Annotated in this window: 20 protein-coding genes and 2 pseudogenes; 9 read left to right on the top strand and 13 right to left on the bottom strand. The window is 66.6% G+C overall.

The genetic code is table 11. The annotated features are described in order from the left end of the window. Position 1: 1 nt before the first annotated feature. From G6N18_RS05300 to G6N18_RS05285, 4 genes and pseudogenes are all read right to left on the bottom strand, one after another. Positions 2-685: a hypothetical protein gene (locus G6N18_RS05300; protein ID WP_083001629.1), complete on the bottom strand. Its 684-nt coding sequence runs from the start codon at positions 683-685 to the stop codon at positions 2-4. A gap of 23 nt (positions 686-708) precedes the next feature. Next, positions 709-2,157: a sensor histidine kinase gene (locus G6N18_RS05295; protein WP_234806146.1), complete on the bottom strand. Its 1,449-nt coding sequence runs from the start codon at positions 2,155-2,157 to the stop codon at positions 709-711. 95 nt (positions 2,158-2,252) lie between these two features. Beyond that, positions 2,253-3,026, bottom strand: coding sequence for a response regulator transcription factor (locus G6N18_RS05290; RefSeq protein WP_407663575.1), 774 nt, complete (start codon positions 3,024-3,026; stop codon positions 2,253-2,255). A 64-nt stretch (positions 3,027-3,090) separates the two neighbouring features. Beyond that, a pseudogene (locus G6N18_RS05285) lies at positions 3,091-4,433 on the bottom strand (ISL3 family transposase). A 363-nt stretch (positions 4,434-4,796) separates the two neighbouring features. On the opposite strand from G6N18_RS05285, the gene G6N18_RS05280 reads away from it, so the two are divergent. Together G6N18_RS05280 and G6N18_RS05275 are read left to right on the top strand one after the other, a co-directional pair. Then, positions 4,797-6,491 carry a SulP family inorganic anion transporter gene (locus tag G6N18_RS05280; protein ID WP_083006277.1) on the top strand — a complete coding sequence of 565 codons (1,695 nt, stop codon included), beginning with the start codon at positions 4,797-4,799 and terminating at the stop codon, positions 6,489-6,491. Positions 6,492-7,275: 784 nt separating this feature from the next. Continuing rightward, positions 7,276-7,689, top strand: coding sequence for an SRPBCC family protein (locus G6N18_RS05275; RefSeq protein WP_083006279.1), 414 nt, complete (start codon positions 7,276-7,278; stop codon positions 7,687-7,689). Here G6N18_RS05275 and G6N18_RS05270 read toward each other — a convergent pair. After that, positions 7,686-7,916 carry a hypothetical protein gene (locus G6N18_RS05270; protein ID WP_083006281.1) on the bottom strand — a complete coding sequence of 77 codons (231 nt, stop codon included), beginning with the start codon at positions 7,914-7,916 and terminating at the stop codon, positions 7,686-7,688. The genes G6N18_RS05275 and G6N18_RS05270 overlap by 4 nt on opposite strands. 87 nt (positions 7,917-8,003) lie before the next feature. Here G6N18_RS05270 and G6N18_RS05265 point away from each other — a divergent pair, with 87 nt between their 5' ends. Next, a complete protein-coding gene (locus G6N18_RS05265) occupies positions 8,004-8,441 on the top strand; it encodes a nitroreductase family deazaflavin-dependent oxidoreductase (protein WP_083006283.1) in 438 nt (145 codons plus the stop codon). A 29-nt stretch (positions 8,442-8,470) separates the two neighbouring features. Further along, positions 8,471-9,751 (top strand): threonine ammonia-lyase IlvA, encoded by a 1,281-nt coding sequence (ilvA, locus tag G6N18_RS05260; RefSeq protein ID WP_067223519.1) that lies wholly within the window; start codon positions 8,471-8,473, stop codon positions 9,749-9,751. On the opposite strand, the gene G6N18_RS05255 is transcribed toward ilvA, so the two are convergent. Genes G6N18_RS05255 through G6N18_RS05225 form a run of 7 tightly spaced genes read right to left on the bottom strand, consistent with a single transcriptional unit; the run spans position 9,739 to position 19,325 of the window. After that, the gene (locus tag G6N18_RS05255; protein WP_067223517.1) at positions 9,739-10,137 is read right to left on the bottom strand and encodes a type II toxin-antitoxin system VapC family toxin; all 399 of its coding nucleotides are present in this window, start codon (positions 10,135-10,137) and stop codon (positions 9,739-9,741) included. The two genes, ilvA and G6N18_RS05255, sit on opposite strands and share 13 nt — an antisense overlap. Then, the gene (locus G6N18_RS05250) at positions 10,134-10,400 is read right to left on the bottom strand and encodes a type II toxin-antitoxin system Phd/YefM family antitoxin (protein WP_179962367.1); all 267 of its coding nucleotides are present in this window, start codon (positions 10,398-10,400) and stop codon (positions 10,134-10,136) included. Before G6N18_RS05250 ends, G6N18_RS05255 begins: the two co-directional genes overlap by 4 nt. Before the next feature lie 17 nt (positions 10,401-10,417). Next, positions 10,418-10,858: a hypothetical protein gene (locus G6N18_RS05245; protein WP_083006327.1), complete on the bottom strand. Its 441-nt coding sequence runs from the start codon at positions 10,856-10,858 to the stop codon at positions 10,418-10,420. Positions 10,859-10,896: 38 nt separating this feature from the next. Then, positions 10,897-12,675 carry a malto-oligosyltrehalose trehalohydrolase gene (gene treZ / locus G6N18_RS05240; RefSeq protein WP_083006287.1) on the bottom strand — a complete coding sequence of 593 codons (1,779 nt, stop codon included), beginning with the start codon at positions 12,673-12,675 and terminating at the stop codon, positions 10,897-10,899. Then, complete coding sequence (gene treY, locus G6N18_RS05235; protein WP_083006289.1) at positions 12,668-14,959, bottom strand: malto-oligosyltrehalose synthase; 2,292 nt, start codon at positions 14,957-14,959, stop codon at positions 12,668-12,670. Before treY ends, treZ begins: the two co-directional genes overlap by 8 nt. Positions 14,960-14,970: 11 nt before the next feature. Further along, positions 14,971-17,148 carry a glycogen debranching protein GlgX gene (gene glgX, locus G6N18_RS05230; RefSeq protein ID WP_083006329.1) on the bottom strand — a complete coding sequence of 726 codons (2,178 nt, stop codon included), beginning with the start codon at positions 17,146-17,148 and terminating at the stop codon, positions 14,971-14,973. Next, the gene (locus tag G6N18_RS05225) at positions 17,148-19,325 is read right to left on the bottom strand and encodes an acetyltransferase SucT (protein WP_083006291.1); all 2,178 of its coding nucleotides are present in this window, start codon (positions 19,323-19,325) and stop codon (positions 17,148-17,150) included. Before G6N18_RS05225 ends, glgX begins: the two co-directional genes overlap by 1 nt. A gap of 32 nt (positions 19,326-19,357) precedes the next feature. Here G6N18_RS05225 and G6N18_RS05220 point away from each other — a divergent pair, with 32 nt between their 5' ends. The 5 genes and pseudogenes from G6N18_RS05220 to G6N18_RS05200 all read left to right on the top strand — a co-directional run bounded on the left by G6N18_RS05220 (position 19,358) and on the right by G6N18_RS05200 (position 24,060). Next, the gene (locus tag G6N18_RS05220; protein WP_179962366.1) at positions 19,358-20,644 is read left to right on the top strand and encodes an adenosylmethionine--8-amino-7-oxononanoate transaminase; all 1,287 of its coding nucleotides are present in this window, start codon (positions 19,358-19,360) and stop codon (positions 20,642-20,644) included. Between the two features lie 118 nt (positions 20,645-20,762). Then, complete coding sequence (locus G6N18_RS05215; protein WP_083006295.1) at positions 20,763-21,911, top strand: 8-amino-7-oxononanoate synthase; 1,149 nt, start codon at positions 20,763-20,765, stop codon at positions 21,909-21,911. Further along, the gene (bioD, locus tag G6N18_RS05210; RefSeq protein WP_083006297.1) at positions 21,908-22,573 is read left to right on the top strand and encodes a dethiobiotin synthase; all 666 of its coding nucleotides are present in this window, start codon (positions 21,908-21,910) and stop codon (positions 22,571-22,573) included. Before G6N18_RS05215 ends, bioD begins: the two co-directional genes overlap by 4 nt. 4 nt (positions 22,574-22,577) lie before the next feature. Next, positions 22,578-23,084 carry a 2'-5' RNA ligase family protein gene (locus tag G6N18_RS05205; protein ID WP_083006299.1) on the top strand — a complete coding sequence of 169 codons (507 nt, stop codon included), beginning with the start codon at positions 22,578-22,580 and terminating at the stop codon, positions 23,082-23,084. Positions 23,085-23,203: 119 nt separating this feature from the next. Next, positions 23,204-24,060: pseudogene (locus G6N18_RS05200) on the top strand (hypothetical protein). On the opposite strand, the gene G6N18_RS05195 reads toward G6N18_RS05200, so the two are convergent. Continuing rightward, complete coding sequence (locus tag G6N18_RS05195; protein ID WP_083006301.1) at positions 24,057-24,647, bottom strand: TetR family transcriptional regulator; 591 nt, start codon at positions 24,645-24,647, stop codon at positions 24,057-24,059. The pseudogene G6N18_RS05200 and the gene G6N18_RS05195 overlap by 4 nt on opposite strands. Positions 24,648-24,676: the final 29 nt, after the last annotated feature.

The raw sequence follows: 24,676 nt of genomic DNA, 5'->3' as shown, positions 1-24,676 counted from the left end.
CTCACCCCAAGACGTTGACCGCCCTGGCGATCACCAGTCCCGCCGTCGACAGCGCCACCATCGCCTGCACCGTCATCATCATCTTCGCCCAGCGCGCCAGCGGCATAGTGTCGGTCGGGGAGAACGCCATCACGTTGGTCACGCTGACGTAGAGGTAGTCCAGGAACGTCGGACGCCAATCCGGCTTCGTCACTTCGGGATTCGTCATCTGCGGAAAGAGGAAGTCGGGATAGGGGTGCTCGCCGGCGTGCCGCGCGAATGGTCCGCCTCGGTCCAGTTCCCAATACCAGATGCCGAACACGATGATGTTGGTGATGAAGATTGCCGCGCCACTGCCGAGCAGAACGGCCGCGTCGTTTCGGACGGCCCCGGTCAGGATGCTGATGTCGAGCAGCACCGCCGAGACGGTGTTGTCGATGGTGATCGCCGCCAGCAGCGCCCAGGTCGCATACCTGCCGAACCGCGTCCGTCGCGACATCACCAGGGGGTTGATCGCCAGCAGCGCGATCAGCAGCAGCCCTTCCAGGACCAGCAAGGGCCAGCGGGGGACAAGGGTATAGCTCTTCGGGATGGCGACCTGCAGCGCCATCGCCGCGACCACGGCAAGCACCACCGGCATGGTGCTTTCCGGGTCACCGCGCCGCAGCCACGCAGGCAAGCGGTGCTGTTCCGGTGGCGAGTTCACCAAACAATTGTGAACGCCGAGACCTACATGTCGTCGGGTGGGACCGTGTGCATCGGGTCAGGCGCGCGGGTCGCAACGGCGTCGGGCAGAACTACGGTGAATGTGGTCGATCCGGGCGCAGACCGTACCGACACGGAGCCGTTGTGCGCCTGGGCGATTGACGCAACGATGGCAAGGCCCAGGCCGAGGTTGCCGAACTCGCGGGAGCGGGACTTGTCGGCGCGGACGAACCGGTCGAACAGGTGCGGCAGAAGTTCACTCGGAATGCCGGGGCCGTCGTCATGCACCACCAGCTCGACGCGGGCGGAGCCCGAGTCGTCGACACGACGCGCGACGGTCGTGGTCACCGTGGTGCCGGCGGGTGTGTGGTCGACCGCATTGATCAACAAGTTGCTCAGCAGCTGGTGCAGCCTCGCCCGGTCCGCGAGCACCCAGATCGGGTCTTCGGGCAGCACCAGATACCAGTTGTGGTCGGGTGAGGAGACTGTGATGTCGCTGACGGCATTGGTTGCCAGGTCACTGAGATCCACCTCCTCGGTCAACAGGTCCTGTCGTTCGTCGAGGCGGGATAACAGCAGTAAGTCGGCGACCAGCGACGACATCCGGTTGGACTCGGCTTCGATTCGCGCGAGCGCATACTCGGTGGTGTCGGGCAGTTCGGCGCTGTCCTGTCGGGTCAGCTCGGAATAGCCGCGAATTGCGGACAGCGGCGTGCGAAGCTCGTGGCTGACGTCGGCGAGGAACCGGCGCATGCGCCGGTCGGACTCGGCGCGTTCGGCCAGCGCCGAGTCGACGTTGGCCAACAGCCGGTTCAGTGCGTGGCCGACGATGCCGACCTCGGTTTCCGGGTCGGTGTAGGCGTCGGGGACGCGGATGTCGATGCGGTTCTCCGGACCTGCCAGCGGCAGCTTCGCCACGCTCGCCGCGGTCGCCGCGACCCGGCGTAATGGGCCCAGGGCGTAGCTGACGGTCAGCAGGGTGCCCACCGCGATGACCAGCAGCGCGGCGAGCACCAGGACGACAGTGCTGACGATTCCCCGAGCGACCGCCTGGTCGGTGGGACGCAGGCTCACTGCAGCCACCAACCAGTCATCGCTGTCGATGGCCATACTCTGCAGCCGGTAGCGGCCGAGGTCACCGAGCTGCGCATCGAACGGCGAGCCGTCGTTGTGCCAGTCGATGCTTTCGAGGGCGGAGACGGCGTCGGGCGGTGCAGGTCGTGGCTCGTCGTCGGTGAATACCGCGGAGCCGGCGACCTTCCCGTTGCGCACAACCGCAATCAACGACCCCACCGGCTGCCCGGTGAAGCGGATCAGCGCGTGGGGACCTTCCGTGCCGAACAATTGCGGATGCGTCTGGGTGTAGGACAGCTTCGTGTACGAATGCCTCAGCGCGGCCAGCGAATTGGCCAACCGCTCGTCGGTGAGGTCGTAGGCGTAGTCGCGCAGACTGATCAGGTGAAGAACGCCCATGACGACCATCACGAAGCCGACCACGGTGGAGAGGCCGAGAACCAGCCGCCGCCGCAGGGTTCGCGGGACCCACCAACGCGCTCGCCTGGTCGGTGTCACGAGGGGGGTCGGAGCATGTACCCGATGCCGCGCACGGTGTGAATCATCGGCTCCCGGCCATTGTCGACCTTCTTGCGTAGATAGGAGATGTATAGATCGACGATGCTGGTTCTGCCGTCGAAGCCGTAATTCCACACATGATCGAGGATCTCCGCGCGACCGAGGGCTCGACCGGGGTTGCGCATCAGGTAGCGCAGCAGCTCGAATTCTGTTGCGGTCAAATCGATTGCGATTCCATCACGGGTTACGGTCCGGCTGGCGCCGTCCAGCGTCAGCTGGCCGACGGTGATCTCGTCCTGCGGTGCGGCGGCGGTGTACTGCGCGCGCCGCAGCAGACCGCGGATACGCGCCACAAGCTCCTCGAGGCTGAACGGCTTGGTCATGTAGTCGTCTGCGCCCGCTGTCAGCCCCGCGACCCGATCGGCCACCGAATCACGAGCGGTGAGAAACAGGATCGGAGTGTAAGTCTCCGATTCACGCACCCGCCGCAGAATCTGCATGCCGTCGAGGTCGGGCAGCATGATGTCCAAAATCAGCACGTCCGGCGCGGTCGCGTTGAATTTGGCAACGGCATCTTCGCCGTTGTGGGCAATGTCGACCTGCCACCCCTCGTAATGCAGGGCCATCTTGACCAGGTTGGTCAGCGCCAGTTCATCGTCGACCAGGAGCACTCGGATGACCGAACCATCGGCGCGATAGATCCGCGGCAGTTTCCCCAAGATCGCTTGGCGGTGTGCCGGCGGCCGGGTCGGTTGCGATGTCATGGTGATACTTCCCTTGATACAGACGGGATACGAGGGTGGCAACAAATTCATATCCCGCACATATAAGGCTCTACTGACTGATCCGTGGGTGGTTGATGCGTCCTGGTAGCGCGGGGCGGTGGCCGCCGAGGGCGAGCATGGCCAGGGCGATGAGTGCGTCTGGGGAGCGAAATCCGAACGCGATGCGGGTCAGGAGTCGGATCTTGGTGTTGGTGGATTCGATCAGTCCTTGGGAGAGGCCGTGATCGAGCGTGGCGTCGATGGCCACCCGGTGGCGCACGATGCGGCCGGCGAGCTCGACGAACACCGGGATGCGGCAACGCCGCGCCCAGGAGGTCCACTTGTCCAGGGCCTGTTTGCCTTCCTCGCCTTTGACCGAGAACACATGCCGTAAGCCCTCTTTGAGCAGATAGGCGCGATAGAGGCGGGTGTCGGTCTTGGCGATCCAGGCCAGTTTGGCGTTCTGGCGTTCGGTGAGGTCTTCGGGGTTCTTCCACAACGCGTAGCGGGCCCCCTTGAGCTTGCGGGCGTGCTCACGGCCCGGCCGCGGCGCGGTGTCCTTACCGGGCCGACCCCGGCCCCACGTGGGCTCGGTGCGCGCCAGCGCTCGCGCGTCGTTCCAGGCCCGGCGCCGCTCGACGTCGAGTGCCTCGGTGGCCCAGGCCACCACATGGAACGGATCCGCACAACGGATCGCGGCCGGGCAGCGTTGGGCGACGACGTCGGCGATCCAGTCGGCGGCATCAGCGGAGACGTGGGTGATCTGTGCGCACCGCTGGGCGCCCAAGGCGTCGAAGAACCGCCGCAGCGTCTTGGTGTCGCGCCCGGGTGCGGCCCACACCAGCCGGCCGCTGTCGTGATCAACGACCACCGTCAAGTACTTGTGGTGGCGTTTGTAGGAGATCTCGTCGATGCCGATGCGGCGCAGTCCGCGAACCGGTCGAAGGTCTTCTCGGTGTCGGCCCAGACCCGGGCCACGATCGCGCCGACGGTGCGCCAGGCGACCCGCATCAACTCGCACACCGCGGTTTTCGAGCACGCCACCGCCAACCAGGCCACCGTGTCATCGAAGGCCAAAGTGTGTCCGGCGTGATGACGCGCCCACGGCACCGCCGCCACCGTCGGCCCGTGGGTGGGGCAGTTCACCCGCGGCGCCTCGGCCTCCAGCACCACCTGCACAGTGCCCCAATCCAGGCCCCGCCACCGGCGTCGACCCTCACCCCGGTCATACCAAGACGCCCTGCGGCCACAGCGGCCACAACGCCGTGAGACCCCGCTTCGTGGCCGCACCCGCGCCACCACCAGTGCGGCGCCCTCGGCGTCCTGGCCTTCGAATTCCTCGAACTCGACCGCCTCGATCACCGTGCGCTTGTCGACACCCAGCAGCCCACGCCATAACCTCACATTGCGCACGTCGTTGCCCGCTCCCTTGGTTCCTGACCCTTGACAAGCCAGAAACCTTAAGCGACAACGACGTGCGCCCCAGACATCTCAGAAATCAACCCACGGAAGTGTCAGGAGAGCCACATATAAAACGGTAATTCATCGCGTCTTAACGCCGAGTTGGTTTAGCGCCCAACATATATGCATTCGGTATGAAGGACGGCGATCTGCTTGCCGGGGGTGCGGCACGTTCCTAGCGTGGCTGTTGGTGGACGATGGTGTCTACCCAGCTGAACTTCGCATATCGCCTTTGGCCCATAGGGATTCGTTCGCCGCCGCCGGCCGATTGGCGCTCACTGAAACGACTTTGGAAACGATGGACGGGGATTGCCAATGAGTAGTAGCCAGCAGGTGGATGTCGCGGACCGACAGGTTGGCGTCGCGCGCGCGCACCCGGAGGCGACTCATTGGCGGTCGGTGTTGCGGTACGACGTGCCGGCGTCGCTGGTGGTGTTCCTGGTCGCTCTGCCGTTGTCGCTCGGCATCGCGGTGGCCTCGAATGCGCCGGTGCTCGCGGGGTTGATCGCCGCGATCGTCGGCGGGATCTTGGCCGGCGCCCTCGGTGGATCACCGCTGCAGGTGAGCGGCCCCGCCGCGGGGCTGACGGTTATTGTCGCCGGGCTGGTCGGGCAATTCGGATGGGCAGTGACATGCGCGATCACGGTTTGCGCCGGCGTGCTTCAGGTGCTCTTCGGGTTGAGCCGCGTGGCGCGCGCGGCGCTGGCCATCTCACCGGTTGTGGTGTACGCGATGCTGGCAGGCATCGGGGTCACCATCGCCTTGCAGCAGTTACACGTGCTGCTCGGCGGCGAATCGAAGAGTTCGGCGATGACGAGCATCACCGAGCTTCCAGCGCAGTTGGTCAACGCCGGGGGTGCCGGTCTGGCGCTTGGTCTGGCTGTGATCGCCGTGCTCGTCGTGTGGCCGCGGGTTCCCTCGCCCGTCGGCAAGGTGCCGGGACCGCTGGTCGCGATCGTCGGCGTGACCCTGGCCTCGGTGGCACTGCCGCTCGACGTCCCGCGGATCGCGATTGACGGCTCGCTCCTGGACGCGCTGCAATTGCCTGAGTTGCCGGACGGCAACTGGGGTGCCTTCGCCGTCGGCGTGCTCACCGTGGCTCTCATCGCCAGCGTGGAAAGTCTGCTGTCGGCGGTGTCGGTGGACCGGCTCCATGGCGGAACGCGGACCAACTTCGACAGGGAACTGCTCGGCCAAGGCAGCGCCAACATCGTGTCAGGCGCGATCGGCGGACTGCCGATCACGGGCGTGATCGTGCGTAGTTCAACCAACGTCGCCGCCGGCGCGCGCACTCGTGCGTCAGCGATCTTGCACGGCGTGTGGGTGCTGGTGTTCGCGCTGCCCTTCGCCGGCCTCGTTCAGCAGATCCCTTCCGCGGCGCTGGCCGGCCTGCTGATCGTGATCGGCCTCCGGCTCGTCAAGTGGCCGCACATCAAGACCGCCCACCGCACCGGTGACTTGGCGGTTTACCTCGTCACCATCCTGGGTGTGGTGTTCGTCAACCTGCTCGCCGGCGTCCTGATCGGGCTGGGACTGGCCGTCTCGCTCGTGCTATGGCGGGTGGTGCGGACGCAGATCCGCGTCGACCATACGGGTGACGACCACTGGCGCGTCGTCGTGACGGGCTCGCTCACCTTCCTTTCACTGCCGCAACTGACCCGGAAGCTGACGGCCATCCCCGCGAGCGCCACGGTGACGCTCGAGCTGTTGGTGGACTACCTCGACCATCCTTGCCAGGAGTCGATTGCACACTGGCAACGCCAACACCAGGCTGGCGGCGGCACCGTGCACATTCACGAGCTTGGACCCGTGGGCATGGACAGCGCCCTGAACGGCCCCCCGGAACGGGCACTCGATTCGCCTTCCGGGCACCTGGTCGGCGTCAACGGCGACGGAGCGAACTGGCCCGGAGCCCAGCGGCGAACCGTCAACGGCCATAGAAGTGACGGAACGCCGGAGTCGATTCTCGACGGGTTGGCCCAATCCACCAGCGGCGGACCGCGCCAGTGATGCGACCGCATATGCGAGAACCCGCCCAACGCTCAGCGGCCTGAGACACTCTTCATCACCTGCGCCGACTAGCGCGTGGCACCAGATCGCAGGGACGCCTCAGCAGAGGCGGCGATCAATTCGCAATCGAGCACCTCGCGGCGTGCGGCCGTCACAATAATATGAGCCCACATATATGACGATCCATATATGTGGGCTCATATATGTGCAACAAATGAATCCATGGCGATTGTTGCATACGCCCCCCTAGACTTTAAATATCGGTGAATTCTTGATGAAGTCGGAGGGTTGGGAATGAAAATCAAACGTATAGCAATTGCCACAGCGGCCACGGCTGCCGGGATGACAGCGGCACTGGCCGTCGGCAGCGGTCCGGCCGTCGCCGCACCGACCGGACAATCGGCGAATGAAACCATCGCCCAGCTGCAAGCCGAGGGCAACAGAGTCGTCGTAAACAAGGTGGGATCCGGGTCAGATTGTTCGGTCACCTCGGTTCAGACGGCGCGTACGCCTCAGCCGCCGTCGCCGCGGGGCAGGACATTCACGGGCAACGCGCAGATCGGAAACCCCTTTCAACACCACCCGACCACAGTGCATGTCGGCGTGAAGTGCAGCTGACCGATGAGACGCTGGACGCAATTTGCTAAACGGCAATTTCGCCGGCTTAAATGGCGCCTTTTCTGATTCTTGCGTCGAGTGTTGGCTTATCTCACGCCGATGGAAGAAAGCGTGCATCAATCCAACATTCGGCGCACTCAGTCGAATTTTGCGCCACCATGAACCTATGGAGTCGCGACACGTCAGTATCTGGATCAACGGCACGCCGGAAGCCGTCTACGAGTTCGCCGCCGACCCCCGGACGTGGCCGCGGTGGGCTGCCGGACTCGCAGAGGGCGGCCTTCGCCAGACGGCCGAGGGCTGGGTGGCCGACTCGCCCTTGGGTGAGGTGACCATCGAGTTCGCCCCGCCGAACGAATTCGGCGTGCTCGACCACGTGGTTCGTCTGCCGACCGGGGAAGCGGTCTACAACCCGATGCGGGTACAACCCGGCGGTGTCCCGACAGACTCTGAGGAACCCCGCTGCGAGGTCGTTTTCACCGTGCGCCGCCGGCCGGGCATGACCGACGGGGAATTCGACGCCGACACCTCGGCGGTGGCCGCCGATCTGGCGACACTGAAGAAGCTGATCGAATACTAGAGGCGCGTCGCGCAGAGCGCGCTGAACACCAGCCATGTGAGCGTGCCGACCGCCGCGCCTGCGAGCACCGCGGTGGCCGCGGTGGCGGTTGCCACACCGACCACCAGCGCCACCACCGCACCCAGCACGAGAGCGATCAGTTTGTACGCCGGCCACGGCACTCCGGCAACGCTCACCTCGGACGCGGCGCGCGCGGCCGTGGAGCGGAAGTCACCGGCGGTGGTCATAGAACCACGATAGCTCGTAATCAATGTTTCGGCCAACCGAAACACCGGATCAGGCTGATGGATTTCCTGCCGGTCTAAGCTGGTGAGATGCCGCTTTCCGGAGATTATGAACCGAGCCCGTGGGCTTGGGTGCGCGACCACGCCGACACGATCATGGAGTCGGGCAGCACCGACGGCGTCGATATGAAGGGCAAGCCCATCATCTTGTTGACCACGATCGGGGCGAAGACGGGGAAGATCCGCAAGACGCCGTTGATGCGTGTCGAACACGACGGTCAGTACGCGGTGGTGGCGTCGCTGGGTGGTGCTCCGAAGAACCCGGTCTGGTACTACAACATCAAGGCTCACCCTCGCGTGGAGTTGCAGGACGGCGCCGTGACCAGGGAATACGAAGCCCGCGAGGTCACCGGTGACGAGAAGGCCCTCTGGTGGAAGCGGGCCGTCGACGCCTGGCCCGACTATGCCGAGTATCAGCAGAAGACCGACCGCCAGATCCCGGTGTTCGTGCTGACCCCGATTAACTGAAAACCCCAGGTTGGTGGCACCATTGACCGGTGTCCGCTGAACTGAGCCAGAGCCGGAGAATGTCGCCGCTGTCCGCGGCCGACGTCGACGAGGCTGCTCAGCGAATTTCGGGCGTGGTGCTGCGCAGCCCACTGCAGATCAGCGACCGGCTCTCGGACGCCACCGGCGCGACGGTGTATCTGAAGCGCGAGGACCTGCAGCCGGTGCGGTCGTACAAGCTGCGCGGGGCGCACAACCTGTTGATGCAGTTGTCCGCCGATGAGCTGGCCGCCGGCGTGGTGTGCTCGTCGGCAGGCAACCACGCGCAGGGCTTCGCGATGGCATGCCGCTCCATGGCTGTCCGCGGCCGCGTGTACGTGCCCCGCAAGACACCCAAGCAGAAGCTCGACCGCATTCGGTTCCACGGCCGCGAGTTCATCGAGCTGATCGTCGTCGGCAGGACGTACGACGAGGCCGCGGCCGCCGCGTTGGAGGATGTCGCCCGCACGGGTGCGACGCTGGTGCCACCCTACGACGACCTGCGCACGATGGCCGGCCAGGGCACGATCGCCGCCGAGATCCTCGACCAACTCGACGAGGAGCCGGATCTGGTGGTCGTTCCAGTCGGCGGCGGCGGATGCATCTCGGGTATCACCACTTATCTGGCCGAGCGGACGAGCCGGACCTCCGTGCTCGGCGTCGAACCGGCGGGCGCGGCGGCGATGATCGCGGCGCTGGCCGCGGGCGAACCGGTCACCTTGGACGATGTCGACCAGTTCGTCGACGGCGCAGCGGTGAACCGCGCGGGAGCGCTGCCGTACGCGGCGCTGGCGGCGGCGGGCGACATGGTCTCGATCACCACGGTTGACGAGGGCGCCGTGTGCACCGCGATGCTCGACCTCTACCAGAACGAGGGCATCATCGCCGAGCCTGCGGGCGCGTTGTCCGTGGCGGCGTTGATGGAGACCGACATCGAGCCGGATTCGACTGTCGTGTGCGTGATCTCGGGTGGCAACAACGACGTGTCGCGGTACGGCGAGGTGCTGGAGCGCTCGCTGGTGCACCTCGGGCTCAAGCACTACTTCCTCGTGGACTTCCCGCAGGAGCCCGGGGCGTTGCGCCGCTTCCTGGACCAGGTTCTCGGTCCGAACGACGACATCACGTTGTTCGAGTACGTCAAGCGCAACAACCGCGAGACCGGAGAAGCGCTGGTCGGTATCGAACTCGGGTCGGCGGCGGATTTCGACGGCCTACTCGAGCGGATGCACGCGTCAGACATCCACGTCGAGGCGCTGGCGCCTGGCTCGCCGGCCTACCGCTACCTGCTCTGAGTGGGCGAGGCGACGGTGACACCCGCCCGGTTGGCAGCATCGGCTAGCCGCCGGTCGTAGGTGACAACCGCACGCAGTTCGGGTGTAGTCAGCGCGGCCGCGAGGTGGATTGCGTCGAGGGTACGCAACTCGGGCGGTGTCAATGCCGCTGCGGTATCGAGCAAGTTGGTGGTGAGCGCGACGAAGTTGATCCTCGTCAGCGCGCTACGGGCGTTTTCGACGGCAGCACCGCGACGGCTCACGGCGCGCAGCAGTTCCGTGCGGGTGATTGCGGCAGTAACGCGGTTGTCTTGCGGGAAGTCCGCCAGATACTGCGCCACGGCGGGCGAGTCCGATTCTTCGATGACCAACTTCACCAACGCCGACGAGTCGAGGTAGATGTTCACAGGCGGTCTTCGCGTTGCCGCTGGAGTTCCGCCGAGACATCGAAGTCGACTCTGATGGGAACGAGATCTTCCAATCGGTCGGGCGACTCCCGCGGAATGAGGTCGCCGCGCTCGATCATCTCGTCCCAGGTATCCGGCCGGGCCGGGACGATGCGGGCGACGAGGCGCCCGCGCTGCGTCACCTCAATCGACTCGCCGCGGGCGACGCGCCCGATGTAGCGACTGGCGTGCTGGCGCAACTCACGAAGCCCGATGCGCTCCATGTAGCACATGGTAGCACTTAGCTCGCCCCCGCTGGCGCAGGCTCTACCAGGACCAATCGCTCGTCATTGGCCCGAAAGATGGGTTCGAGCGGCACGCCGTGCTCACTGCCCATGTCGGTGAGCAGCGACACCCACTCGCGGTCCAGGTGTGAGATCGGGCCCATGCCGGGGCGGGTCAGGAGCAGCGCCACCGTGGTGCCCTCCGGGAACTCCTCGAGTACGTCGCGAACCCCAGACATGACCGACGCCGCGAGACGCGAATTCGCCGCCGCTGGAAGTGGAACCTGGCTGATCGCCTTGATCATGCATCGGTCGGGTCCGACGAAGCCGACCCAGAGCAGACGCTGACCGAAACCCAACGGCCCCATCAACGCTCGCCATCGCTGGCACATGTCGGCGGGCGAGTGGATCGGATCGGTCGCCGATTCGATCGGCGGCGGTGCGTAGGGTTGCGTCATGGATCCGAGCATCACCCGGAACACCGGTTTCGGGGTAATCAGTTATCCACAGGTGCCGTAACTGTGGATGGCGACTTGACAACAGCGAACGAATGGCCCTCGAGCCGTGTGCTTTCGGTTCCGACCGTCGGATCGGCCCACGCCAGCACCACCTCGCCCGTGACCGGGACGTCGATGGAATCGGCGCCCAGGTTGCAGGCAATGGCGTGCGCGCCGCGGTGCATCACGATCCAGCGAGCGTCTTCGTCGTAGTCGATCCGCAGGTGCTCCAGCCAGGGGTCGGCGAAATCAATTTCATGGTGCCGCAACGCGATCAGCTCGCGGTACACCCGCCGCAGCCGACCGTGATCACCCTCGTCGACCTCACCCCAGTTCAGCTTCGAGCGCAGGAACGTCGCGGGGTCTTGCGGGTCGGGGATCGCGTCGGCATCCCAGCCGTGCTCGGCGAACTCGCGTTTGCGGCCCTCTGCGGTGGCCCGCGCCAGTTCCGGCTCCGGATGCGAGCTGAAGAACTGGAACGGCGACGACGAGCCCCACTCCTCGCCCATGAAAAGCATTGCCGTGTAGGGCGATCCGAGTGCGAGCGCCGCCTTGACGGCCAGTTGGCCGGACGTCAGGTTCTGCGAGGGGCGGTCGCCGGTCGCCCGGTTGCCCACCTGGTCGTGGGTGAGGGTGTAGGCCAGCAGGCGGGTGGCCGGAATCGTGGCGGTGTCCAACGGCCTGCCGTGCCTGCGGTGCCGGAACGACGAGTACGTGCCTGCGTGGTAGTAACCATGTTTCAGCGTGGTGGCCAGCGCCTCCAGCGTGCCGAAATCGTGGTAGTAGCCCTGCCGTTCACCCGACACCGCGGAGTGGATGGCGTGGTGGATGTCGTCGTCCCACTGTGCGGTCATCCCGAGGCCGCCTTGATCGCGCGGCGTGATGAGCCGCGGATCGTTCAGGTCGCTCTCGGCGATCAGCGACAGCGGCCGACCCAACTCCGCTGCGAGCGCATCGGTTTCGGCGGACAGCTCCTCGAGGATGTGGATCGCCGTCGTGTCCACCAGCGCGTGCACCGCGTCCAAGCGCAGGCCGTCGGCGTGGAAGTCGCGCATCCAGCGCAGCGCGCAGTCGATGATGTAACGCCGTACCTCGTCGGCGTCGGCGTCGGCGATGTTGATCGACTCGCCCCACGGATTGCTGCCCGAGGACAGGTACGGCCCGAACCGCGGCAGATAGTTGCCCGACGGGCCGAGATGGTTGAACACGGCGTCGATCAGCACGCCAAGCCCGCGCCGATGGCAGGCGTCGACCAGCCGTACCAGCGCGTCGGGCCCGCCGTAGGGTTCGTGCACCGCGTACCAGAGCACACCGTCGTAACCCCAGCCGTGGGTGCCGCCGAACGCATTCACCGGCATCAACTCGACGAAGTCGACGCCGAGATCCACCAGATAGTCCAGCTTTTCGATCGCGGAGTCGAACGTTCCGTCGGGCGTGAAGGTGCCGACGTGCAGCTCGTAGATCACCCGGCCCTCGATCGAGCGGCCCGCCCAGTCGTCGTCGGCCCACGCGCCGGGCGCCGGCTGCCACAATTGGGATCGCGCGTGCACGCCGTCGGGCTGACGCGGCGAGCGCGGGTCGGGAAGCACGGTCGGGTCGTCGTCGAGCACGAAGCCGTAGCGCGCGTCGGGATGGGTTTCGACCGCTGCGTGCCACCACCCGCCGTCGGAGCGGGCCATGTCGTGCAGTGTGCCGTCGACGTCGAGCCGCACCCGCTGTGGTCGCGGGGCCCACACAGTGAACACAGTCGGCCGAGCCGACGATCCGGTCTCAGTCATCGGTGCGCTCCAGCAGCGCGACCGGCAGCTCGGTGAACAACTCCGCGGTCTGAACCCGACCGCTGTGCCGAGCGCCGCTGATCCGGTCGGCCCACTGTCCTGGAGGCAAGGCCAACGAGGTGTTACCCCAACCGGTTTCGGACAACCGAACCGAATGCCGGGTGACCGCGGTCAGTACCTCGCCGCCGCGTCGAAAGGCCACGAGGTGCCCGGCCGCGGCGCCGTCGGCCAGCATCGGGGTGTAACTGCCCTCGGAGAAGGTGGTCGGCCGGTCCCGTCGCAGCGCCAGCGCCGCCGCAACCACCCGCAGCTTCGGATGGCGCATCGCGCTCAGCGCGTCACGGCGCGCCGTGTAGTCGACGGGCCTGCGGTTGTCCGGATCGACGAGGCTGTCCTCCCACAGTTCGGTGCCCTGGTAGATGTCGGGAACACCTGGCACGGTGAGGGCCAACAGCTTCTGGCCGAGCGCGTCGCTGCGGGCATGCAAATCCAGCCGGGCCACCAGCGAGGTCATCTCGGCGGCAACGGGACCGTCGAGCACACCGTCGAGCCACGCGTGCACCGCCGTCTCGAAGTCGTCTTCCGGATCGTTCCAGGTGGTGTGCACCGCGGCTTCGCGGATCGCCTTCTCGGCGTAGGCATGTATCCGCTGGCGTAGGTTGTCGGTGATTGCACCATCGACGGGCCACACACCGAAAAGGTTCTGCCACAGGAAAAGTCCGGTGCCAGCGTCCGGCGGTGGGGTGGCCAACGTCCACTTGCCGATCAGCTCCGCCCACAGCGACGGCACCTGCGAGAGCAGCCCGATGCGCGCGCGCACGTCCTCGCCGCGCTTGGTGTCGTGGGTGGTCAGCGCGACCATGGCGGTCGGCCACATCCGTGCGCGCACCGCGGCCCGCTGGTGGAACTCCGCGACGCTGACGCCGAAGTGGCGCGGTTCGGCGCCCACTTCGTTGAGCGAGACCAGCCGCGCGTCGCGGTAGAACAGGCAATCCTCCATCGACTTCGCCGTCGCCGCGCCGCACAGCTGCTGCAACCGCACCTCGGCTTCTGTGCTCACCGACAGCGCCGCCGCGATGATCGCCAGCGGCATGGCCAGACCTGGTTCTGCCGAAGCTGTTTCGGCGAGCGCGCTGGGCAGCACACCCGACAACGACCGGTAGTCGGATCGGTAGACCTCGATGCGGCTGAGCAGTGCCGCGATCGCTGCCGGCAGGTCGTCGTGGTCGGTGCCGGTGGCGCCGACGATCGTGCGGCGCAGTCGGGCCAGCTCGCTGTGCAGGGTGTCGGTCACCGCGTGGGCCTTCAGAGTTCGCGCCAGGTCCGGCATCGTGCGGTAGGACACGCCGGTGGAGTCGAACAGGTCGGTCAGGGCTTGCTCACCGGCGGGATCGAGGAACACTCCGCCGATCTCCCGCATCGCGTCATATCCGGTGGTGCCGGCGATGGGCAGGGTCGGTTCCAGCGGCTCGTCGGCGGCGAGGATCTTCTCGATCACGATCCAGGCATCCGGACCGGTGAGCTCCCGCAGCCACGTGAGATAGCCGGCCGGATTCGAGAGCCCGTCGGGGTGGTCGATGCGGATTCCGTCGACCAACCCCTCGTCGAACCAGCGCTTCACCTCGGCGTGGGTGGCGTCGAAGACGGCACGGTCCTCCTGGCGCAGGCCGGCCAGCGACGTGATCGAGAAGAACCGGCGGTACCCGCAGATCCCGGCGCGCCAGCCGACGAGGTGGTAGTGCTGGCGGTCATGCACCTGCGGTCCGGTGCCGTCACCGGTGCCCGGGGCGATCGGATAGACGAGGTCGCCGAGGCGGAGCACCGGTTCGTCCCCGCTGTCGTCGACCTCGAGATCGCCTGCGTCGTCGTCGGATCCGAGCACAGGCAGCACGACACGCCCACCGTCGAGGTCCCAGTCGATATCGAAAAAGGAGTGGAACGACGAATTCCGGCCGTGCTTGAGCACGTCCCACCACCACGGGTTCTGTCGCGGTTTCTCCACCCCCACGTGGTTCGGCACGATATCCACGATGAGGCCGAACCCCTTGTCGCGGGCCGCTCGCGACAGCCGCGCAAACCCCTCGGGGCCACCGAGTTCGGCAGACACCGTGGTCGGGTCGGTGACGTCGTAACCGTGGGTGGACCCCTTGGCGGCGGTGAGGATCGGCGACAGGTACAGGTGCGATACTCCCAGCGCCGAAAAGTAGTCGAGCAGGTTCTCGGCGTCGGCGAAAGTGAATGCGTCACCGCGCATCTGGAGGCGGTATGTCGACGTAACCGGCATGATCGAGAAACTCAAGCCGTCTTACGCATCACCAGAAGCGAGCGCGCCGGCAGCGCGATCTTCTCGCCGGCCTTCGCGACCAACTCGGTGGATCCCGTGACGTCGGCGGTGTCCAGCGCCGCAGTCCACTCGTTGGCGTAGCTGGTCGTCGGGGTGACGAAGTCCTGCGGCTGGTCGTGGGCGTTGAAGCACAACAGGAATGAGTCGTCGACGACCCGTTCCCCGCGTTCGTTGGGGGCCGAGATGGCGTCCCCGTTCAAGAACACCGCCACGCACTTGCCCAGTCCGGTGCCCCAGTCCTCGAGCGTCATCTCCTCGCCGGCCGGTGTCAACCATGCGATATCGCGGACCTGGTCACCGCTGCGGATCGGTTTGCCCTCGAAGAACCGTCGCCTGCGGAACACCGGATGTTCGCTGCGCAGCTTGGTGACCTTGCGGGTGAACTCGAGCAGGTCGGCGTTCTTCTCGCACAATGACCAGTCCACCCAAGAGATCTCGGAGTCCTGGCAGTAGACGTTGTTGTTCCCCCGCTGGGTGCGGCCGATCTCGTCGCCGTGCGAGATCATCGGCGTGCCCTGCGACACCATCAGGGTGCCCATGATGTTGCGCATCTGCTTACCCCGCAGCGCCTGGATGTCCGGATCTTCGGTGGGTCCTTCGACACCGCAGTTCCACGACCGGTTGTGGCTCTCGCCGTCGCGGTTGTCCTCACCGTTGGCCTCGTTGTGCTTCTCGTTGTAGGACACCAGGTCGTTCAACGTGAAGCCGTCGTGGCATGTGACAAAGTTGATGCTCGCCGATGGCCGGCGACCCGTCGCTTCGTAGAGGTCGGAGGAACCGGTCAGCCGCGATGCGAATTCGCCGAGGGTTGCGGGCTCTCCCCGCCAGTAGTCACGCACAGTGTCGCGGTACTTCCCGTTCCACTCCGTCCACAAACCTGGGAAGTTGCCGACCTGGTAACCGCCTTCGCCGACGTCCCACGGTTCGGCGATCAGCTTCACCTGGCTGACGACGGGATCCTGTTGCACCAAGTCGAAAAACGCACTCAAGCGGTCGACGTCGTAGAACTCGCGAGCCAGCGTGGCGGCCAGGTCGAAACGGAATCCGTCGACGTGCATCTCGGTCACCCAGTAGCGCAGAGAGTCCATGATCAGTTGCAGCGTGTGCGGGTGGCGGGCGTTGAGGCTGTTGCCGGTTCCGGTGAAGTCCTTGTACAGGCGTAGGTCGCCGTCGAGCAACCGGTAGTAGGCGGCGTTGTCGATGCCGCGGAAATTCAGCGTCGGTCCGAGGTGGTTGCCCTCGGCGGTGTGGTTGTAGACCACGTCGAGGATGACCTCGATCCCGGCCTCGTGGAATGACCTGACCATCGTCTTGAACTCGGCGACCGCACCACCCGCGTTCTTGGTGGCCGCGTATTCGTAGTGCGGCGCGAAGAAGCCGAAGGTGTTGTAGCCCCAGTAGTTTCGCAGCCCGAGGTCGACCAGCCGGTGATCGTGCAGAAATTGGTGCACCGGCATCAACTCGATTGCCGTCACGTTCAACGACTGGAGGTGGTCGATGATCGCCGGGTGACCGAGCCCGGCGTAGGTGCCACGGAGTTCCTCGGGGACGCCCGGGTGCCGCTGTGTCATTCCCTTGACGTGGGCCTCGTAGATGACCGTCTCGTGGTACGGCGTGCGCGGCGGGCGGTCGGATGCCCAGTCGAAGTACGGATTGATGACGACGCTGGTCATGGTGTGCCCCAGCGAGTCGATGCGTGGCGGTGTGCCGCCCGAGGCGAGATCGTCGGCGTTCAGGTCGTAGGAGTACAGCGCCTGGGAGAAATCGAAGTCGCCGTGGAACGACTTGCCGTACGGGTCGAGCAGCAGCTTGCTCGAATCACACCGGTGCCCCGCCGCCGGGTGCCAGGGGCCGTGCACACGAAAGCCGTAGCGCTGGCCGGGCGTGACCGTCGGCAGATAGCAGTGCCAGACGTAGCCGTCGACTTCCTCGAGGTTGACCCGCTCCTCGCGGCCGTCCCTGCCGATCAGGCACAGCTCCACCCGTTCGGCGACCTCGGAGAACAGCGAGAAGTTGGTGCCCGCGCCGTCGTAGGTGGCGCCGAGGGGATAGACCGTTCCCGGCCAGACGGTGGGCACCGAACCCTCTCGTCCTCTCCGCCTGCGGGACGCCGGCTCGCCGGACGTCATCAGCCAACCCACCAACCGGTGGCGGCGGCGATCTGGCGGCCCAGCTCCGGAGCCATCGTGCGCATATAAGTTTTCGAGATGTGGTGAGCGTCGTGGTACAGCAACACGTTTCCCTCCACCGCCCGGCAGATGTCCTTGCGGCACACCGCATCACTCATGTCGAGCGGCTCGAGCAACGGGAACCGCTCGACGAAATCGAGGGTGGGATTACGCTTCGACAGTACGTCGGATCGCTTTGTTCCGCAGGAGATCGCGTCGCCACCGTCGGCAAGACAGTCGGCGGCGAAGAATGGCTCCCCGTTGCGAACCAGCCACGGCGTGTCACGCATGGCCAGGACCGGAATGTTGTTGTCGGACAACTCCTGCCAGATGCCGATGTACGTACCCGGCATCACATCGCCGTCCTTGATGTTCCACGGTCGTGTCGAGGTCGTGAAGACGTAGTCCGGCCGGTCGGCGACGAGCTTGGCCATCACGCGCTCGTTCCACACATGGCACTTCGGGTACGGGCGGTTGTCGCCCATCACCAGCGGAACCCTCTCCGTCGTCAGCGGGCACCCCATCTTCAGATAGGTGACCACCTTGAAGTGGTGCCTCTTGCCCAGCAGGTCCAGCGCGGTGATCCAGTGCTCGGCGTGCGAACCGCCCGCCAAGGCGATGGTGCGTCTGGCGTTCTTGTCGCCGTATGCGCAGTTGATCACGTCGACGTTGTCGAAGTCGCTGATGCATCCGTCTTCGGTGGTCTGCGGCAGGTCGTTCTTGGCCTCGAGCACCGTCGGGCGCATCGGCAGTTTCGGCACCTTCGCATCGGCCAGCAACGCCGCGGCGCCGGGATAGTCGTGTGACGAAAGCCCAAGGAGCTCTTCGCCGTTCGTGCGCTGGATCAGCACATGTTCACGCCAGCCGAACGACGTCACGGTCAGCGCCACACCCAACAACGCGACCACGGAGCCCAGCACCACCGTGGGCCTGCGGCGCCGGTTCCTCGGCGGCGCGACAGCGGGCGACGTCGCCGTGGACCGGTACCGCAGCGGGTTCTCGATGTACTTGGTGGTGAGCCAGGCCAACACCCCGGAAACCAGTAGCACCACCGCGCCTTCGACGAAGGTCGCACGGCTGTGTCCGCTGTAGGACAGCCAGAAGATCAGCAGCGGCCAGTGCCAGAGGTACAGCGAGTAGGCCATCGCGCCCAGCGACACGAACGGCGCCGTCGCCAGCAGGCGGTTCGGAAGCGGCATCCGACCCGCGGTGTGTGGGTCGGCCACCCGGTTCGCCGCGGACAGGATGAACAGCATGGTGGCGCCGACCGGAACCAGTGTCCACGGGCCGGGGAACTCTTTGACCCCGTCGATCACCGCGCCGCACGCCAGGATCGCCGCCAGCGCGACGACCGCGGCCGTCGTGCGTAGCCACATGGGCCAGCGCAGATGCGATACGAGCGCGCCGACCAGGGCGCCGAGCAGCAACTCCCAGGCTCTGGCGAAGCTGTTGTAGTACGCGGTGGCCTGATCGGCGTTGTGCGCGAAGATCGCGTAGACGAACGACGCCACGGTGAGCACGCCGAGCAGCGTCAGGAATGCCGGCCGCATATGCCGACGGAAGACCCGCCGAAAGAGCAAGGCGGACAGGAAGATCATCGCGAGGAACGCGATATAGAACTGGCCCTGCACCGACATCGACCAGATGTGCTGCAACGGGCTGACCGCCTCACCGGCGCGCAGATAATTCGACGCGGAGTTGGCAAGCTCCCAGTTCTGGAAGTAGCCGAGGCTGGCCAGGCTCTGATCGGCGAACGTCTCCCAGCGGGTCTGCGGCTGGATCAGGATGGTCAGCACCGCCGACGCCGCCAGCACCACCACCAACGCAGGCAACAGCCGGCGGATCAGCCGGGTCACCTCCGGGACGGGCCACAGGGAGGCGCCCGGCGTCATCGCGGTGCGCAGCAGTCGCCCTCCGAAGAAGAAGCCCGACAGTGCCAGGAACACATCAACCCCGCCCGAAACGCGACCGAACCACACGTGGAAGAGAGCGACGAGCGCGATCGCGATGCCCCGCAGGCCGTCGAGATCGTGCCGGTATGACGACGATGCGCGAGCACCGCTCGGAGCTTTCGCGGCACGCGGCGAGGGTCCCGGGTCGGTGACGGGCGCCGGCCGGGGAGGGGCGAGGGTCATCATGGTCGACGGATAATCTACCGAAGGTGCCAGCCATGACGCCCACCGAGATCAGCGCGGTCGACGCCGCCCACGTCTGGCATCCCTACAGCACGATCGGCGCCGAAGCCCTGGCCCCAGTGGTCGCGGTGGGTGCTCGGGGGCCATGGCTGACACTGCACCACGACGGCCGAGAGCTGCAGGTTCTCGACGCGATGGCGTCATGGTGGACCGCGATACACGGGCATGGCCATCCGGTGCTCGACGGGGCGATCACAAGCCAACTCGCGACCATGAATCACGTCATGTTCGGCGGGTTGACGCACGAACCGGCTGCGCGGCTCGCGCAACTACTCGTCGAGATCACCCCCGACGGCCTGGACACGGTGTTCTTCAGCGACTCGGGTTCGGTGTCGGTGGAAGTGGCGGTCAAGATGGCGTTGCAGTACTGGCGCAGCTTGGGTCGGGGCGGCAAGCACCGGCTGATGACGTGGCGCGGCGGCTACCACGGCGACACGTTCACCCCGATGAGCGTGTGCGACCCGGACGGCGGGATGCACTCACTGTGGACTGATGTCCTGGTCGCCCAGGAGTTCGCACCGCCGGTGCCGCGCGACTACGACGCCGCCTACGTTTCGGCGTTCGAGAGCCAGTTGGCCGACCACGCCGACGAGTTGGCCGCGGTGATCGTCGAGCCGGTGGTGCAGGGCGCGGGCGGGATGCGCTTCCACGACCCGGGTTACCTCGCTGATCTGCGAGACATCTGCTCCCGCCACGACGTGCTGCTGATCTTCGACGAGATCGCGACCGGTTTCGGTCGCACCGGCGAACTCTTCGCGGCCGACCACGCAGCCGTCAGCCCGGACATCATGTGCGTCGGCAAGGCGCTCACCGGCGGCTACCTCACGCTGGCCGCGACCCTGTGCTCGCGCGAGATCGCGAACACGATCAGCACCCACGAGCCCGGCGCGCTGATGCACGGCCCGACGTTCATGGCCAACGCGCTGGCGTGCGCGGTCGGCGTGGCCTCGGTCGAGGTATTGCGCGGCCAGGACTGGCGGTCGTCGGTGCGCTCGATCTCGCAGGGTCTGCGTGATGGGCTGTCGGCCGCCGCGTCGCTGCCGGGCGTGGCCGACGTGCGGGTGCTCGGCGCGATCGGGGTGATCGAGATGGACCGGCCGGTGGACCTGAAGGTGGCCACTCCGGTGGCGCTGGAGCGGGGCATCTGGCTGCGGCCGTTCCGCAATCTCGTCTATGCGATGCCGCCATACATCTGCACGCCCGATGAGATCGAGCAGATCACCTCCGGCATGGTTGCGGTCGCCCATGCGTTAACGGGTTGATCGCATGCACCTGGTGGCTGTAATCAACCCGTTAAAGGGCTAAGTGCCGCAACGGCATTTGTGCAGGCGCGCGCCGGTGCCCTAACCTGAACACCGTTCAAGTCCGTGAGGAGCTCCGGTGACGCGAGCAGGTCTTTCGCCGTTGGCGTGGCTCGACGACGTCGAGCAGAGGCGGCGTGCGGCGGGCCTGCGCCGGTCGCTGCGTGCCCGCCCTCCTGTCGGCGCAGAACTCGACCTGGCCTCCAACGACTATCTGGGCCTGTCGCAACACCCCGCGGTGATCTCGGGCGGTGTCGAGGCTCTACGGACCTGGGGTGCCGGGTCGACGGGAAGTCGGCTGGTCACCGGCAACACCGAGCTTCACGAGGGCTTCGAGCAGGCATTGGCCGGATTCGTCGGGGCCGAGTCGGCGCTGGTGTTCTCCTCGGGCTACACCGCGAACCTCGGAGTGGTCGTGGCACTGTCGGGCCCCGGATCCCTGCTGGTGTCCGACGCGCTCACCCACGCCTCGCTGGTCGACGCATGCCGGCTGTCGCGTGCCCGCGTCGTGGTGACCTCGCACCGCGACGTCGCTGCGGTGGAGGCGGCGCTGGCCGGTCGGGACGAGGAGCGCGCCGTCGTGCTGACGGATTCGGTGTTCTCCGCCGACGGCGACATGGCTCCGCTGCGCGCGCTGCACGACGTCTGCCGACGCCATGGCGCCCTGCTGCTCGTCGACGAGGCCCACGGTCTCGGTGTGCGAGGCGTCGGCGGGCGCGGCCTGCTACACGAACTGGGTCTGGCCGGGGCGCCCGACATCGTGATGACCACGACGCTGTCCAAGGCGCTGGGCAGCCAGGGCGGCGTGGTGCTGGGCCCGGCCGCGGTGCGCGACCATTTGATCGACGCGGCACGACCGTTCATCTTCGACACCGGCCTGGCCCCCGGCGCGGTCGGCGCGGCGTGGGCGGCGTTGGATGTGCTGATCGCCGAGCCCTGGCGTGCCCAGACCGTGCTGGAGCACGCCGCGCAGCTGGCCTCGATCTGCTCGGTGTCCGAGCGGCCGGAGTCGGCCGTGGTGTCGGTGCTCCTCGGCGAGCCCGAGGTTGCGTTCCGCGCGGCGGTGGCCTGCCTGGAGCGTGGTGTGCGGGTCGGGTGTTTCCGGCCGCCAACCGTGCCCGCGGGCACCTCGAGGCTGCGGCTGACCGCGCGGGTATCGCTGACCGACAACGAAATGCGCCTGGCAAGTGAGGTTCTCGGCGACGTGCTGGCGACCGCGCGCCGGTGAGCACGCTCGTCGTCACCGGCACCGACACCGGCGTCGGTAAGACCGTCGCCACCGCGGCGCTGGCGTGCTGCGCCCGGCAGGCGGGTATCGACGTCGCGGTGTGCAAGCCGGTGCAGACGGGAAGTCCGTGCGACGACGATCTCGCCGACGTCGGGAGGCTTTCGGGTGTCTCGCGCCTTGTCGGACAGTGGCGGTATCCCGAACCACTCGCGCCGCGGGTCGCCGCCGATCGTGCGGGCATGACGCTGCCCACCCGTGCGGAACTGGTGGCGTCGGTGCGCGGCGCCGGTGCCTCGCTGACGTTGGTCGAGGGTGCCGGCGGCCTGCTCGTCGAGATCGGCGAAAGGGCGACGCTGCGCGATGTTGCGGTCGACCTGGCTGCCCCGGTGCTGATCGTCGTCCATGCCGGGCTCGGCACGCTGAACCACACCGCCTTGACGCTGGAAGCACTTGATGCGCACGGTCTTTCATGCGCCGGCCTGGTGATCGGCGCGTGGCCGGCCGATCCGGGTGTCGCCGAACAGGGTAACCGCGAGGCACTGGCCGAGTTGGCGCCGCTGCGGGCGGTGCTGCCCGCCGGCGCGGGGACGATGACGGCCGCGGAGTTCGCGGCGATGAGCGCGTCGGCGTTCGACCCCGACTGGATCGCAAGCCTGGTATAGCCGAATGGTGCATTCCGTCGAGCTGGTCTTCGACCCGGACACCGAGGCGTCGATCCGTCGCATCTGGGACGAGTTGCGCGAGAACGGAATTCCGAGTCAGGCACCGGCGAGCCGCCCGCACGTCACGTTGACCGTCGCGCAGCAGATCGACGCCGAGGCGGACGGGCCGCTTGCCGCGCTGGCCGACCGCTTCCCGCTTCGATGCGTGATCGGTGCGCCACTGCTGTTCGGTCGCTCGCAGTTGATCCTGACGCGGCTGATCGTCCCGACGGCCGACCTGCTTGCCGTCCACGCCGAGGTGTTCCGGCTCTGCCTGCCGCACATGCACCCCGCGGCGATGGCGAACTCGGCACCAGGACAGTGGACCGGCCACACGACGCTGGCCCGCAGGCTGCGCGGGGCCCAGCTCGGCCGAGCATTGCGCATCGCGGGCAGGCCGTCGGAGATCGCCGGCAGTTTCATCGGCCTGCGCCGCTGGGATGGAAACTCCAAGCAGGAGTATCCGATCTGACTGCTGAACGTCGAGGTCGACGATAGCGCGTTATCTACGCGTACAAGAGCACGGTGGCGTCAATCTCGACAACACTTTTGGTGCACATTCCCCACCTCGGGCCATGTCAGTATCGGCCCATGGGGGAGGTGTTCATCGGCAGCGAGGCCATCGCCGCCGCCAAACTGACTGAGTACCAGCTGCGAAGATGGTATCGCCCGATTTTCCGCGACGTTTACGTCCCGAAGGAAGCCGCGCCCACGCTGCGCGACCGGACCATCGGGGCTTGGCTATGGTCTCGCCGGCGTGCTGTCATAGCGGGTGTTGCCGCATCGGCCCTACACGGAGCCGCGTGGGTCGACGCCGACGTTCCCATCGAGCTGGTGTTTCGAAACTCCCGCAGGCACTCTGGTCTGATTGTGCGCCACGAGGCGCTCGCGGAAGACGAAATCACCCGTGTCGCAGGGATACCGGTAACAACCCGGGCTCGCACAGCATTCGATCTCGGTCGCCATCTCGAGCGCGGCGAAGCGGTCGCCCGCCTTGACGCGCTGATGCGATCAAGAGTGTTCTCAATTGAAGAAGTCCTGTTGCTCGCCAAGCGCCACCGCTCCGCACGCCAAGTACGGCAGTTGCGGGAGCTTCTGCCGTTGGTCGACGGTGGTGGCGCCTCACCGCAAGAGAGCCGGCTGTGGCTGCTCTTCATCGACGCGGGTCTTCCGCGTCCGACCACGCAGTCCCGATTGTTGACGAACGCGCAAGAGTTGTCCGCTGGGCCGACATGGCTTGGGAGAGTTACATGGTGGCCGCTGAATACGACGGTGATCAACACCGCACCAACCGTGCGGCGTATGTGAAGGACATGCGCGTGCTGCGCAAGCTGGCCGACATGGGCTGGATCGTCGTCCGTGTGATCAAGGAAGACACCGACAAGGACGTGGTTGAACGGGCATGGACTGCATTGGTATCCCGCGGCTGGCGCCCAGATCGACGTTAGCGCGTAGCACGCTCGGCAATTCCCGCGCTGGTGTCGATCTCGGCGACGCGGATGCCGTTGACGAGTAACGCGACACCGAAGCCGAACCGGGCGGTCGCATCGTCAGTCAGCGCCGACTGCTCATCGGGCAGCTCGGCGCCTGCGGCGTCCCACTGCAGGCGGGACTGCTCGTCGACGGTGAAGCCCAACACGTAGTAGACGACGGTGCGCGCGGCCAACTCGGCGTGCTCCCGGTCGACGCCGGCCTCGGTCGCCGCGTCCGTCAGGCGTGCCACGACGCGCGTCATCGCGGCGGACTGGCCGGCCGCGAAGCTGGCCGACACCAACTCCGCGCCGTCGGTGTGCGACAACAGCGCATCCCTGAGCCGATTGCACACGGCGACGATCCCCGTCGCGGACGGCACACCGTCCAGGATGCGGTCGGCGACCGCCCCGAGCAGTTCCTGCTTGTTCGCGAAATGCCAGTACAGCGCGCCGGGGGAGACCTCGAGCTCGCGCGCCAGCCGCCGCATGGTGAGGTCGGCGAGGCCGTAACTGTCCAGCAGAGCGGTAGCCGCATCGACCACGTCGCGTTTGTGAAGCTGCACGCCAGTACCCTAACCTGAACACCGTTCAA

Origin of the sequence: Mycolicibacterium celeriflavum, assembly GCF_010731795.1 — a bacterium.
In the GTDB taxonomy this organism is placed as follows: domain Bacteria; phylum Actinomycetota; class Actinomycetes; order Mycobacteriales; family Mycobacteriaceae; genus Mycobacterium; species Mycobacterium celeriflavum.
This window is presented reverse-complemented; position numbering and strand designations above follow the sequence as displayed.

Excerpts from the sequence above, each read along its gene's own strand:
- G6N18_RS05225 (WP_083006291.1), bottom strand. The coding sequence starts at position 19,325 with ATGATGACCCTCGCCCCTCCCCGGCCGGCGCCCGTCACCGACCCGGGA.
- G6N18_RS05295 (WP_234806146.1), bottom strand. The coding sequence starts at position 2,157 with ATGGGCGTTCTTCACCTGATCAGTCTGCGCGACTACGCCTACGACCTC.
- treY (WP_083006289.1), bottom strand. The coding sequence starts at position 14,959 with ATGCCGGTTACGTCGACATACCGCCTCCAGATGCGCGGTGACGCATTC.
- G6N18_RS05280 (WP_083006277.1), top strand. The coding sequence starts at position 4,797 with ATGAGTAGTAGCCAGCAGGTGGATGTCGCGGACCGACAGGTTGGCGTC.
- G6N18_RS05265 (WP_083006283.1), top strand. The coding sequence starts at position 8,004 with ATGCCGCTTTCCGGAGATTATGAACCGAGCCCGTGGGCTTGGGTGCGC.
- G6N18_RS05250 (WP_179962367.1), bottom strand. The coding sequence starts at position 10,400 with ATGGAGCGCATCGGGCTTCGTGAGTTGCGCCAGCACGCCAGTCGCTAC.
- G6N18_RS05205 (WP_083006299.1), top strand. The coding sequence starts at position 22,578 with ATGGTGCATTCCGTCGAGCTGGTCTTCGACCCGGACACCGAGGCGTCG.
- G6N18_RS05275 (WP_083006279.1), top strand. The coding sequence starts at position 7,276 with ATGGAGTCGCGACACGTCAGTATCTGGATCAACGGCACGCCGGAAGCC.
- treZ (WP_083006287.1), bottom strand. The coding sequence starts at position 12,675 with ATGACTGAGACCGGATCGTCGGCTCGGCCGACTGTGTTCACTGTGTGG.
- G6N18_RS05245 (WP_083006327.1), bottom strand. The coding sequence starts at position 10,858 with ATGACGCAACCCTACGCACCGCCGCCGATCGAATCGGCGACCGATCCG.
- G6N18_RS05270 (WP_083006281.1), bottom strand. The coding sequence starts at position 7,916 with ATGACCACCGCCGGTGACTTCCGCTCCACGGCCGCGCGCGCCGCGTCC.
- glgX (WP_083006329.1), bottom strand. The coding sequence starts at position 17,148 with ATGACGTCCGGCGAGCCGGCGTCCCGCAGGCGGAGAGGACGAGAGGGT.
- G6N18_RS05220 (WP_179962366.1), top strand. The coding sequence starts at position 19,358 with ATGACGCCCACCGAGATCAGCGCGGTCGACGCCGCCCACGTCTGGCAT.